Below are 12,708 nucleotides of genomic sequence, written 5' to 3'. Positions count from 1 at the left end.
GGGCCATGATCGGTCCGTGCCCGAGTCGCTGACCATCGACGAGCTCGCCGCCCGGATCGGCCTGCCCAGCAGCACCATTCGCATGTACCAGACGAAGGGTGTGCTGCACGCGCCGAGACGGCAGGGGCGCGTGGCGTACTACGACGCCTCGCACGTCGAGCGGTTGACGTTGGTGCAGCGGTTGCAGCAGCGGGGGTTCTCGCTGCCCGCGATCGCCGAGCTGATCTCGGCACGGGAGAAGGGCGAGTCGGTCGCCGCGGTGCTCGGCATGGGCGAGACCGAGGGGCCCGACGACTGGGTCCGGATCAAGGTGCGCGACATCAAGCACCTGATCCCGATGGGAGACGTCCAACCGCGACTCCTCCTCCGGGCAATGCGGTTGGGCTTGGTGCGGTGGAAGTACGGCTGGCCGCACGCGCGTCGCTGGGCACTCGAAGCGGGCGGCAGGCTCGCCGGCCTGAGGGTGCCCAGCGATGACGTCATGGACAGCTTCACCCGCCTGCGCACGGCGACCGACGCGATCGCGGCGGACTTCGTGCGGTTGTTCGAGCAGCAGTTCTGGCCGGAGCTCGCGCGCAAGGCCGGCGACGAGAACCAGTTGGAGAACGTCCGCGCGTTGCTGGTCGAGCTGACCTACACGGCGGAGACCGCGGTGGTGGGGACGCTGCGGGAGTCGATCCGCGACGCGGCGGAGGAGTTCGCGTCCCGGCACGGGCTGCTGCCCAGCGACGACTTCCAGCCCGCGTGGGCCGAGCAGCCGTTGCCGCCGATCGCCGAGAACATCGTCGACCCGGCCGGTGACCTGCCCACCGAGCAGGAGATCGAGAACTTCCTGGCGAGGGGGGACGAGGATGAGTCTGGTCGCTGATCCCGCGTGGCACGCCCAGGTCAGAGACGAAGGCCTGGTCGTGTACGCGGGGGCTGACCTCGCGTATTTGATTCCGGACCTGCCCAGGGCGGTGGCCGTGGCGCTGGCGGGACTGTTCGAGCCGGTGTTGAGGGGAGTGGCTCGAACGGTCGACGAAAGCCGGTTGGGGGAACCGGTGCGCCGGCACGTGGCCCAGCTGAGGACCCTGGGCGCTCTCCGCCCGGCGCGGTTGCCCGCGGACGAACGCAAGCCGATGGGGATCGGCACGCGGTTCGTCGGCGAGGCACCCGCCGGGCTGGTGGAGCGGTTGCCGCACCACGAGAATCCGGATCTCCTGCTCGTGGTGCGGACGACCGGCACGTTGGTCGACCTCGTCGAGGTGGCTCGCGAAACCCGTGTCCCGCACCTGTTGCTGGACCTCGCGTACCACCACACCGCCGCGATCGGGCCGTTCGTGGTGCCCGGTGCCGGCGCGTGCCTGGCGTGCCTCGCGGTGCGGGCGGGACGGCGGTGGGGGGATCCGCCGCCGCCCCCGCATCCGGCGGCGATGTCGTCGGACTTCCCGATTTCCCTCGCCCTGCAAGCTGTCCAGAACATCCGCGACGGCTCGCTGGCGTTGCTCGACGCGGTCGTGACCGTCCACCTCGACGAGTTCACGACGACGCGCGAGAGCGTGCTGCCCGCCGCGGACTGCGAAATCTGCCCGAAGGTCGAGTTCGGGCGCGTGTCCTTGCCTTGGGGGAACGATGACCACAGCGGTTCGGTTACCTGACCAGTTCTCACCCGGTGCGGCCGCCGCGAACGCCGCGACGCCCACCTGTTGCTGTTGTTGTTGCTGTTGCGCGGTTTCCTCGGTCGGCGCGGCCGTGCACATCCCGGCAGCGCTGCACCAGGACACCGAAGAGCTCGAACGCCCGCGCAGCGCACTCGTGCTGCCGGCCGCGCTCTACCCGCTCCTCCTCGTCGTGCTGCCCTTCGTCACGATGGGCGCGATGTTCGACGTGCACTGGGGCTGGTGGGCCGGCGGCTTCGCGGTCGCGCTGGCGTGGGCGCTCGCGAGCGGGTTCCTCGCCAAGTCGCCGAAACCGTTCATGAGCGCGGTGCGGTTGCTCGGCTGGGCGGTGTTGTGGTGCCTCGAACCCTTCGTCGTGTATTTCACGCTCGGCCCGATCGCCGCGTACACGCACATCGCGGTGGCACTGGTGATCTACGGTGCGGCGACGCTGGCGGCCGGGTACGCCGTGTTCCGGCACTACCGGAGGAAGCGGTGAAGACCGTCGCCGAGGCGCTGATCGAGCGCGCGGTCGGGTGGCGGCAGGGTGTGGTGTCGCAGCTGCACCCCGTGCCGCGCAGTCTGTCCGATGTGGACCTTGAAGGCTGGGCCGCCGTGCCGGAGCCGTTCGCCACCGGCGGCACTTCCGGTGGCACGACTCGGGTTGCGGCACTGGCCGAGGCATTGGAACGACATGCCGCCGCACGGGCCCGGCTGGAGATCGTCACCGACGGCGAGTGCTGGCCGTTGGAACACTTCAGCCTGCACACCGTCGAGCAACGCGTCCGCGGCGACTACCGCTACCGCAAGGGATACGTCGACACCCCGTACACCCGGGCGTGGACGTTGCCCGGCAACTCACCGATCCGCGTGCCGGCCGGGCTCGTCGGCATGGACGCCGGTCACGGGCTGCCGACGACCTCCTCGGGGCTGGCGGCCGGACCGTCGACGACGAGTGCGTTGCTGAGGGCCACGCAGGAGCTGATCGAGCGCGACGCGTTCACCACCACGTGGCTGCACTCCATTGCACCGCAACGGTTCGCGGCCGATCTGCCGCACGGCGCCCAGGCGTTCGACCTCACCCCCGCCTACAGCCCGCACCCGGTGATCGCGGTGGCGGGGTCGCTGCCGATCGCCGGCAGGCCGCGGCCGACCCTCGGTCTCGCCTGCCGCGCAACGGTCACGGACGCGCTGCGCAAGGCCTGCGAGGAGTGGGTGCAAGGCACGGTGTTCATCGAGGTCTGGCTGGCGCGCAACGGCGATCAGCCCGTCGACGAGGTCACCGACTTCGACGAGCACGCCGTGTACTACGCGACGCGCCCGGACGAGTGGGATGCGCTGCCGTGGTTCAACGGCATCGAGACGGATCCGCCGCGCGACGCCGAATCCGTTGGTGTCGAAGCGGAACTGACCGAACTGGTGCACGCGCTGGACCGCGCGGGCATCCGGCTCGCCTACCGCGAGCTGACCACACCGGAGCTGTCCGCGGTCGGGCTGCACTGCGTCCGCGTCCTGTCCCCCGACCTCGCGCCGCTGCACTCCGACCACCGCTGGCCCCACCTCGGCGGCCGCGCCCGTGAGCTGGAGTGGCGCTACCCGCACGCCTCACCGGGCGTGTTCCCCAATCCCGCACCGCATCCGCTGGGGTGAGAAGTGTTCGACGACTTCTGGGCCGCGAGCCGGTTCTCGCCGCTGCACCAGCGCAGGCTGGGCGAACGGCTGCGCGACTTCCGGCCGGAACCGCCGTTGGTCGATCCGTTGGAGCTGCCGTCCGCACCGACACCGCTGCCGCGCCCGAAAGACCGGCTGCAGAAGCTCTTCCAGGCCCGGCGAAGCACGCGGGAGTTCGCGGCGAAGCCCTTGACCGACAAGCAGCTCGGGACGGTGCTCGGTGCGCTGGGGGACAACAGCTACCCGTCCGCCGGCGGTCTGCACCCGTTGCGCTGCTACGCGTTCCGGAACGGTCGCGCGGTCCGGTACGACATCCGCCGGCACGCCCTGCAGGACATCGGCCCGGCACCGGAGGACCTCGCGGAGATCCTCGGCACGCCCGAGGTGCCGCCGCTCGCGATCGTCCTGGTCCTCTCCGACGGCGAGGCGTTCGAGAAGTACGGCGAACGCGCGGGCCGGTTCGGCCTGATCGAGGTCGGTGCCGCGGCCCAGAACATCTGCCTCCGCCTGGCGCAGCAGAACCTGGGCGGCTACCTGCTCGGCGGCGTTGCGGACAACGAGATGCTTCACTCGCTCGGACTACCGCGGACTCTTCGGGTGGCCACCGCGATCGCGTGCGGTCACATGATCACCTGACGTTCATCAGATCGTGTCTACCTAGGCGCACCGATCCCCGCTACAACATGGCGAGACCCTGCTCACACCCGAGGAGCTCGCCATGTCGAAGACCCTGCGTTCGGCATTCGTGGGTACCGCCGCGTCCGTGGCCCTGATCTTCACGGGCGCCCCGGCCCAGGCCGTGGACATCGCCGCGGTGACCGACGGCTACCTGTTCTCGACGACCCTCAGCCAGTTCGAGACACTGCGCGCCCAGCAGCCCTACGCCGACCAGCTCGACTGGTCGTCCGACGGCTGCTCCTACTCGCCGGACAACCCGTTCGGCTTCAAGTTCCTGCCGGCCTGCCACCGCCACGACTTCGGCTACCGCAACTACAAGCGGCAGTCGCGGTTCAACGAGACCACCCGGCTGCGCGTCGACAACAACTTCAAGTCCGACATGTACAACCAGTGCGGCGGCAACTGGGCGTGCAAGCGGACGGCCGACATCTACTACAAGGCCGTGCGGGAGTTCGGCGGCACCGCCTCGTCGACCGCGACGAGCATCCAGCAGGCCGGCGTCTAACGCCCCTGCCAGGTGGTGTAGTCGAAGTCCAGTCGCTTCGACACCTTCGAGGGCACGTGGGTGAGTCGCAACACGCCCAGGTTGCCGTCGGTGGTGATCACGCAGACGCGTTCGCCGATGCGCATCTTGTAGAGGTCGTAGATGGTCTTGTCCCAGACGGCAGGTGCAGTCGCCGAGCACGCGGCGTAGGCCCTGCCGTCGATGGGGCCTGGATCCGGCAGGGTGGCCAGCTTCGGCGTGCCGTGGGTCATGGCGTTGATGACGACCGCATCGCCGCCGGGACTGATGTCGACGCCCTGGACGTTCTCACCGGTGACCTCGCCGGTGTCCATGTCGAGGCCCTGGTCGGGGACGAGCTCGTGGTGGCCGGACCGCAGCACAGGTGGCGCGGCCGGGCCGGCCACGAGGAAGTGCCATGCGCCGTATGCGATCGAGCCGCACACAGCGACGGCGGCTACCACGGCGATGAGGCGCTGTTTGCTCGACAGCCGCCGCTTCGGCGGCTTCTTCGCCAACGGGTGGTTGTCCCCGTTGGCGAAGAAGATGTCGCCGTGGACGGCCCGGGCCTGCACGATGCGGTCCACGTTGGTGCCGGTCGCGGTGTTGGTCTGACTGCCCGGCTCGTCGGCGGAGGTCATTCTTCAGGCTAGCGTCGGACGGCCCCGAACAAGCTCTGCTTCAGCCGATGAGGTGACAAACCGCTAGTCCTCGTCGGCGGGGCCGCCTCCGCGCATCAGGTAGATCACGGACTCGAGCTCGTCCGGCTTGATCAGCACCTCACGTGCCTTCGAGCCCTCGGACGGCCCGACCACGCCGCGGGTCTCCAGCAGGTCCATGAGGCGCCCCGCCTTCGCGAACCCGACGCGGAGCTTGCGCTGCAGCATCGACGTCGAGCCGAACTGCGACGTCACGATCAGCTCGGTCGCCTGCACGAGCAGCTCCAGGTCGTCGCCGATGTCGGCGTCGATCTCCTTCTTCTCGCCCGCCTTCTGCGCCGTGACGCCGTCGGTGTACTCGGGCTGGGCCTGGTTCTTGGTGAAGTCGACGATCTGGGAGATCTCTTCGTCACCGACGAACGCGCCCTGGATGCGCACCGGTTTCGAGGCGCCCATCGGCAGGTACAGGCCGTCGCCCATGCCGATCAGCTTCTCGGCGCCCGGCTGGTCCAGGATGACCCGCGAGTCCGTCAGCGACGAGGTGGCGAACGCCAGCCGGGACGGCACGTTCGTCTTGATCAGGCCGGTGACGACGTCGACGGACGGGCGCTGCGTCGCCAGCACCAGGTGGATGCCGGCGGCACGCGCCTTCTGCGTGATGCGGACGATCGCGTCCTCGACGTCGCGCGGCGCCGTCATCATCAGGTCGGCGAGCTCGTCGACGATCGCCATGATGTACGGGTACGGCCGGTAGACGCGCTCGGAGCCGGGAGGCGCGCTGATCTCACCGGACTTCACCTTGCGGTTGAAGTCGTCGATGTGGCGCACCCGGTTGACCTGCATGTCCTGGTAGCGCTGTTCCATCTCCTCCACGAGCCACGCCAGCGCCGCCGCCGCCTTCTTCGGCTGCGTGATGATCGGCGTGATCAGGTGCGGGATGCCCTCGTACGGGGTCAGCTCGACCATCTTCGGGTCGATCAGGATCATCCTGACCTCGTCCGGCGTCGCGCGGGCCAGCAGCGACACCAGCATCGAGTTGACGAACGACGACTTGCCCGAACCCGTGGAACCCGCGACCAGCAGGTGCGGCATCTTCGTGAGGTTCGCGGTGACCATGTGGCCCTCGATGTCCTTGCCGAGGCCGATCACCATCGGGTGCGTGTCCTTCAACGTCGACGGCGCGCGCAGCACGTCGCCGAGGCGCACCATCTCGCGGTCGCTGTTGGGCACCTCGATGCCGACCGCGGACTTGCCGGGGATCGGCGCGAGCAGCCGGACGTTGTCGGTGGCGACCGCGTACGCGATGTTCTTGGTCAGCGCGGTGATCTTCTCGACCTTCACGCCGGGGCCGAGCTCGACCTCGTAGCGCGTGACCGTCGGGCCGCGGGTGAAGCCGGTGACCTGGGCGTCGATCGAGAACTGGTCCAGCACGCCGGTGATGGCCTCGATCATCTGGTCGTTGGCCTTGCTGCGGGCCTTCGGCGCGTCGCCGTCCTTGAGGATCGTCGGCGGCGGCAGCTGGTAGTCGCCCTCGACCGCGCGCACGGCCATGTCCTGAGCCGGTGCCTTCTTCGGTTCCTTGACGGGCTTCGCGGGCGCGGGTTCCGGTTCCTCCAGCGCGAGCTCGGCCTGCGGCTCCTCCTCGACCGGCGCGGCGGCCTGGCGGCGGCGCGACGGGCGGCGCAGGCGAACCGGCTTGGGCTCTTCCTCTTCCTCGGTCTCGTCGACCGGTTCCTGCGACGGCTCGCGGTGCACGAGTGCGCGAAGTCGCTGCGGCACTTCACGAACCGGCCAGTGCAGCACGCAGAGCAACCCGAAGGCGAAGATCAGCACGAGCAGCGGACCGGCGACCCACGGCGTGAGGCCCTGCGCGAGGAACCCGCCGGCCAGGTAGCCCAGCGCGCCACCAGCGTCCCGGCGCGCCAGCGGATCCATCGGCAGACCGCCGATCAGGTGGAACATGCCGAGCACGCCGATGCCGATCAGCACGCCGCCGACGACCAGCCGGAACCGCTCCTCCGGCTTCGCGTCCGTGCGCATCAGCGTCACGCCGATGCCGAGCAGCACGACGGGGACGATCACCGCGGGGAAGCCGACCGAGCTGCGCACTGCGACGTCGACCCACTGACCGACCGGACCGCCCGCCTGCCACCACACGCCCGCGCCCGTGATGAACGCGAGGGCGATGAGGAACAGTCCGATGCCGTCCCGCCGGTGCTCGGGATCGAGGCCCTTGGTGCCGGTGATCGCGCGGACCACGGTGCCGACACCACGTCCGATGCCACCCCACACGGCGCTGATGGCGCCGCCGCTCCTGCGCGGAGCGGGTTTCCTGGACGCGGCGGATCGCGCCCGCGGCTTGGCAGGTGCTTTACCGCGTGACGTGGTCTTGCGTGAAGTCCCTGTACGCCCGGCCATGTGTATAAGGTAGTCCCTCGCGTCTCACCAGCCCCGTTTGCAACTGGGACGCGTGCGTTTCCTCATGGTTCCCCGGATCCTGCGTGGTGTCGTTCCGACACGCCGTACGCTGCCCCGCGTGTCCACACCGCTCTTCTGGCGCGTGCTCATGGCTCTCGACCGTGGCTTCGTCGCGCTGACCGGCAAGCTCGAGGTGTCCGGGGACGTGCCACCGGAACTGCTCGGCAAGCCGTTGCTCCTCGCTTCCAACCACATCGGCAACCTCGACCCGTTCGTGCTCATCGCGGCGTGTCGCAAGATGGGCGTCAACCCGCGCTTCATGCTCGCGGGCGGGTTGCTCGACGCGCCGATCGTTGGACCCGCGCTCAAGGCGTGCGGCCACCTGCGCGTCGACCGGGCGTCGGCGAACGTCGGCGAGGCCATGCACCGCGCGGTCGAGGCGTTGGGGAAGGGCGGCGACCCGATCGCCGTCTACCCCGAGGGCAAGATCACGCTGGACCCCGGCATGTGGCCGGAGCGCGGCAAGACCGGCGTCGCGCGGATGGCGCTGGGCGGCGGCATCCCGGTGATCCCCATCAGCCAGTGGGGCGCGCACGAGGCGGTGTACTGGGGCAACCTGCACGTGAGCGGTTGGAAGGACTTCCTGCCGTACCTGACGTCCTGGCTGTCCGCGATCCGCCGGCGGCCCACGTTCAAGGTGCACTTCGGCAAGCCCGTCGAGCTGTCGGACCTGTCCGCGGAGACGATGGGCGACGCCCGGCGCGCCCACGAGCGGATCATGCGCGCGATCACCGAGGGCTTGGTGCCGTTGCGCCTCGACGAGCCGGACCTGCCGCGGTTCCACGACCCGACGCGTCCGACGACCGGCCGTTCCCCCTGGCGGCCCGCCTGATCGTGTAGGCGATCACCGTGACCAGCATGAACGCCGGCATGGGGTTGCCCATCCACAGGCTGAGCGCGAAGTCGGCGGCCGGGACGACCAGGGCGAGCACGAACGCCGGGGCGCTCGCCATGGGCAGCTTCTGCGAACCTGTCCACGGCGTGCGGCCCCACGGCTTCGCGACACTGAGCCACGCCTGGAAGGCGATCGCGCCGGCCATCAGCGCGGTGCCCACCGGCATCCACACCGTCACATGGCCGTTCACGGCGGCTTCGAGGTTCTTGCTCAGGACGAAGATGCCGAGGTAGAGCTGGCTGACGGTGATCGTGAACTTCGCGAGCACCCACCAGTGCCGGAAATAGCCCCACGGCGTGGTGGCGCTGAGCATCATGCCGGTGAACGCGCTGATGTTGGCCATGATCGCGAGCACGTCGTGGTCGAGGACGCGGGCCATCCGGAAAGCGTTGGGGTCACTCGTCTTCATGCCGTGCAGGAGCAGGGCCAGCAGCGCCACGGCCTGGCTGAGCCAGCCGACGGACGTGACGACGTGCAGCCACACCAGCAGGGTTCTCGCGCGCTTCGCCATGACATGTAGTGTGCCTACACGTCATGGCGCCGCGCATCAGGGATCGCCCCTACAGAGCAGCCCGATCGAGCCACTCGCCCATGAGCGCGTTGAACAACACCGGCTGCTCGATCTGCAGGTTGTGCCCGGCGGTGTCCAACACGGCGAACGACGCGTACGGGTAGTGCGGCAGCAACGCGTACACGTCCTCGTACCCGGTGACGTTGTCCTGGCGTCCGGTCAGGAACAGCGCCGGTCGTTCGTAGACCCCCAGTTCCGGACCTGCCGAGAGCTCCCAGGCGAGCTGGATCCGCGCCATCGCGGCGCGGTCGGCGAGTTCCAGACCTGGCAGGATCTCCTCGGCGAACCGGCGGGCCGTCTCCGCCGTCCGCACCACGGCCATGCCGTCGAACTGCGCGGCCAATTCCGGGTCCAGCACAACGCCGTCCGACCGCCGCACCTCGAACTCCGGCACGGTCCGTTCCGCGGCCGGCAGCTTCGTCCCGGTCGGGCAGATCAACGCGAGCCCGCGCACCTGGCCGGGCCGGCGATTCGCCACCGCCCGCGCGAGGTAGCCGCCGTAGGACTCGCCGATCACCAGGAACGGCTCCGCGCCGATCTCCGCGTCGATGAACTCCTCAAGCACCGCAAGGATGTCGTCGGTGGACCGCACGTCGTTCGCCGGCGACTTCCCCATCGCCGGCAGATCCGGGTACAGGCGGCGGTAGCCGGGCCTGGCGGCGAAGAGCGGTTCCAGGCAACCGAGCATCAGGCGGTGGTCAGGGGTCCAGCCGTGGACGGCGAGCACCGGAACGCCCGCACCGTGTTCAACGAAATGCACGCCGCATTTCTACGCGAGCTCGTGCAACCGTGCCCGCACTTCGGGGATGAGCGGGTGGTCGTAGTCCTCGTAGATCGCCAACGCTTCCAGCAGGTGCGTGCGCGCCACCTCCGGCTGGCCGGAGCTCACCTCGCCCAGGCCGTGCAACGCCTCCGCGAGGCTCTTGCGGTCGCCGAGCACCCGCAGGAACTCCAGCGCGTGCCGGAACGAGTCGCGCGACTCGACCCGCTGGCCCAGCTTGAGCTGCGCCCAGCCGATGCTCACGAGCGCCATCGCCTTGCCGTGCACAGCGTCGTGCGAGTCCATCAGCTCGAACGCCGTCCGCGCCGAGTCCAGCGACGCCTCGTACTGCCCGGCCAGGCGCAGGATGTCGCTCAGGAACAACCGGGTGCCGCCCAGCCCGAACCACGACTCCGCCTCGGCGTGCCCGTCCAGCGCCTCGCCGAACCTGTCGACGGCGAGGTCGAACTGGCGCAGACCGCCGTACGCCATGCCCAGGCCGGTCAGGCTCCACGCGGCGCCCACGCGATCACCGATGGCACGGCGGATCGACAGCGCGCGGTCGAAGAGTTCGAGGGCGTCGGCGAAACGCTGGCCGCGGAAGGCCGCCAGGCCCTGACCGTGCACGGCCCACGCGCGCGCCGCCTGGTCGCCGTCCCGGGCGGCCGAGCGTTCGGCGACGCGGTAGGTGCGCGTCCACTCGTCCAGAGCGCTGGAGACGACGAAGTAGTTCCACAGCGCGACGGGGATCTGCCAGGCCGCGGGTGAGTGCTCCTCCTCCGCCAGCCGGCTCACGGCCAGCAGGTTCGAGGACTCGGTGCGGCACCAGGTGAAGGCCTCGTCGTGCGAGGTGAAGTCCTGAGTGGACAGTGCGGGCAGCAGGTACGACGGGTGGTCCGGTGGCGCGATGACCGCGCCGGCGGCGTTCGCCGTGTCGCAGTACCACCGCAGCAGGCGGGAGATCGCCTCGGAGCGGCCCTCCGCGGACTCCTCGGTCGCGCTGAGCTCCGTGGCGTACAGGCGAAGCAGGTCGTGCAGGCGGAAGCGTCCGCGAGCGACCTCCTCCAGCATGTGGCCGCCCGCCAGCACGTCGAGCAGCGTGCGCGCGCGTGCCGCAGACACGCCGGTCAACGCGGCCACGGCGTCGAGGCTGATCTCGGCGCCGGGATGCAGCCCGATGAGCCGGAACGTCCTGGCCGCGTCGGGTTTCAGGGCCAGGTACGACCACGAGAACGCCGCGCGCACGGCCGTGTCCTCGTCGTCGCCGGTCGCGAGCACGTTCAGGCGGTCGCGTTCGTCGGCCAGGTCGCCCGCGAGATCGGCGAGCGTCAGGTGCGGGCGGGTGACGACGCGTTCGGCCGCGATCCGCACCGCCAGCGGCAGGTGGCCGCACAGCTCGACGAGCTTGGCCGCGGCCTCCGGTTCGGCGGCGACGCGGTCCGGCCCGACCGCGGAGCTCAACAACGCCAACGCTTCGTCGCGGGTCAGCGTCGACAACGTCACCGAGTGCGCGCCGTCGCGCGCGACCAGGCCACCGAGGTGGTTGCGCGACGTCACCAGCACCATCGACGACGACCGGCCCGGCAGCAGCGGACGGACCTGCTCGGGCAGCCGGGCGTTGTCGAGCAGCACCAGCACCCGTTTGCCGGCCAGCACACTGCGGTACAGCGCGGACTTCGCGGGCAGGTCGTCCGGGATGCGTTCGGCCGGCACGCCCAGGCTCTGCAGCAGCTGGTGCAGCGCCGCGGCGGGCTGGACCGGCGGCGACGACGCGTCGAACCCGCGCAGGTCGACGTGCAGCTGCCCGTCGGGGAACCGGGACGCCATCTGGTGCGCGAACCGCACGGCGAGCGCGGTCTTGCCGATGCCACCGGTACCGGTGATGGCGACGAGCACCGGGGAGTGGTCGTGCGGAACGATCTCGGAGAGCTTCGCGAGCTCCTTGGCACGGCCGGTGAAGTCGCGGATCTCGTGCGGCAGCTGGACGGGCACCAGCACGGGTGCCGCGGGCTCCGGCTGCGGGTCGTGCCGGCCGACGAGCAGTTGTTCGTGGAGCTGGCGGAGCTCGGGCCCGGGCTCGATGCCGAGCTCCTCGATGAGCAACCTGCGCAAGTCCGTGTAGACGGCGAGCGCCTCGGCCTGCCTGCCGCCGCGGTACAACGCCGACATCAGCAGGCCGTGCAGCCTCTCGCGCAACGGATGCGCGGTGACCAACGTCGTCAGCTCCCCCGCCACCTCCGTCTCACGACCGACGGAGAGCATCAACGCCGCACGCTGCTCCACGGCCGTGAGCCGCAACTCGGCGAGGCGCGCGCGTTCCACCGCGGCGAACGGTCCGGGCACGCCGTCCAGAGCTATGCCACGCCACAAGCCCAAAGCGGCGTCGAACGCGGCGATGGCCTCGGCCGGTCGGGTGCGCAGCCGTCCCGCCTCGTCCAGGTGGGCGCGGAACATGGCGACGTCGGAACTACCGGACGGGAGCTTCAGCAGGTATCCAGCGTCTGTGGAGAGCAGCACGGAACTCGGTGCGCGCGAAGCCCTCTGCGGTTCGAAAAGGCGCCGCAGACCCGCCACGTAGGTGTGGATCCCGTTGTCCGCGCTCGCCGGCGGCTCATCGCCCCAGACGGCGTCGATCAGCTCGCTGCGCGACACGACGTGGTTGGCGCGCAAGGCGAGCACCGCGAGCACAGCTCTCTGCCGCGGCGGACCCAGGGTGAGCTCCTGACCGTCCACCGTCGCCGCGAGCGCGCCCAGCATGCTGACGCGCAACTCGTTCTGCACCCTATGTCCCACTTCGTCGCTGTCCGCAGTCATCCAGCAACCTACCGTCAGGATCCGTCCAGAAGCCATCCAG

Annotated in this window: 12 protein-coding genes; 7 read left to right on the top strand and 5 right to left on the bottom strand. The window is 70.0% G+C overall.

Going from position 1 to position 12,708, the window contains the following annotated elements:
* Positions 1–16 precede the first annotated feature (16 nt).
* The 6 genes from ACWEIJ_RS17645 (at position 17) to ACWEIJ_RS17620 (ending at position 4,494) form a co-directional block, all read left to right on the top strand.
* Positions 17–868, top strand: a complete 852-nt coding sequence (locus ACWEIJ_RS17645; protein ID WP_449838230.1) for a MerR family transcriptional regulator — start codon at positions 17–19, stop codon at positions 866–868.
* Positions 852–1,640 carry a hypothetical protein gene (locus tag ACWEIJ_RS17640; RefSeq protein WP_449838229.1) on the top strand — a complete coding sequence of 263 codons (789 nt, stop codon included), beginning with the start codon at positions 852–854 and terminating at the stop codon, positions 1,638–1,640. Before ACWEIJ_RS17645 ends, ACWEIJ_RS17640 begins: the two co-directional genes overlap by 17 nt.
* A 94-nt stretch (positions 1,641–1,734) precedes the next feature.
* The gene (locus ACWEIJ_RS17635; RefSeq protein WP_449838228.1) at positions 1,735–2,139 is read left to right on the top strand and encodes a hypothetical protein; all 405 of its coding nucleotides are present in this window, start codon (positions 1,735–1,737) and stop codon (positions 2,137–2,139) included.
* Entirely contained in the window at positions 2,136–3,290 is a 1,155-nt protein-coding gene (locus ACWEIJ_RS17630) for a YcaO-like family protein (RefSeq protein WP_449838227.1), read from the top strand. Before ACWEIJ_RS17635 ends, ACWEIJ_RS17630 begins: the two co-directional genes overlap by 4 nt.
* A gap of 3 nt (positions 3,291–3,293) precedes the next feature.
* A complete protein-coding gene (locus ACWEIJ_RS17625) occupies positions 3,294–3,947 on the top strand; it encodes a nitroreductase family protein (protein WP_449838226.1) in 654 nt (217 codons plus the stop codon).
* 82 nt (positions 3,948–4,029) lie between these two features.
* The gene (locus ACWEIJ_RS17620) at positions 4,030–4,494 is read left to right on the top strand and encodes a phospholipase (RefSeq protein ID WP_449838225.1); all 465 of its coding nucleotides are present in this window, start codon (positions 4,030–4,032) and stop codon (positions 4,492–4,494) included.
* Here the strand turns inward: ACWEIJ_RS17620 and ACWEIJ_RS17615 are convergent.
* Together ACWEIJ_RS17615 and ACWEIJ_RS17610 are read right to left on the bottom strand one after the other, a co-directional pair.
* A complete protein-coding gene (locus ACWEIJ_RS17615; RefSeq protein WP_449838224.1) occupies positions 4,491–5,132 on the bottom strand; it encodes a hypothetical protein in 642 nt (213 codons plus the stop codon). The genes ACWEIJ_RS17620 and ACWEIJ_RS17615 overlap by 4 nt on opposite strands.
* A gap of 63 nt (positions 5,133–5,195) precedes the next feature.
* Entirely contained in the window at positions 5,196–7,568 is a 2,373-nt protein-coding gene (locus ACWEIJ_RS17610) for a DNA translocase FtsK (RefSeq protein WP_449838223.1), read from the bottom strand.
* A gap of 118 nt (positions 7,569–7,686) precedes the next feature.
* On the opposite strand from ACWEIJ_RS17610, the gene ACWEIJ_RS17605 reads away from it, so the two are divergent.
* A complete protein-coding gene (locus ACWEIJ_RS17605) occupies positions 7,687–8,460 on the top strand; it encodes a lysophospholipid acyltransferase family protein (RefSeq protein WP_449838222.1) in 774 nt (257 codons plus the stop codon).
* Here the strand turns inward: ACWEIJ_RS17605 and ACWEIJ_RS17600 are convergent.
* The 3 genes from ACWEIJ_RS17600 to ACWEIJ_RS17590 are packed head-to-tail and all read right to left on the bottom strand — an operon-like array spanning position 8,357 to position 12,668.
* Positions 8,357–9,034 (bottom strand): hypothetical protein, encoded by a 678-nt coding sequence (locus tag ACWEIJ_RS17600; RefSeq protein ID WP_449838221.1) that lies wholly within the window; start codon positions 9,032–9,034, stop codon positions 8,357–8,359. The genes ACWEIJ_RS17605 and ACWEIJ_RS17600 overlap by 104 nt on opposite strands.
* 49 nt (positions 9,035–9,083) lie before the next feature.
* Positions 9,084–9,854, bottom strand: a complete 771-nt coding sequence (locus ACWEIJ_RS17595) for an alpha/beta fold hydrolase (RefSeq protein WP_449838220.1) — start codon at positions 9,852–9,854, stop codon at positions 9,084–9,086.
* A gap of 9 nt (positions 9,855–9,863) precedes the next feature.
* Positions 9,864–12,668, bottom strand: coding sequence for a BTAD domain-containing putative transcriptional regulator (locus ACWEIJ_RS17590; protein WP_449838219.1), 2,805 nt, complete (start codon positions 12,666–12,668; stop codon positions 9,864–9,866).
* Between the last annotated feature and the right edge of the window lie 40 nt (positions 12,669–12,708).

The sequence above is a fragment of the Lentzea sp. NPDC004789 genome (assembly GCF_053601075.1).
The sequence above is the reverse complement of the archived record's forward strand: the minus strand, read 5'-3'. Positions and strand labels throughout refer to the sequence as shown.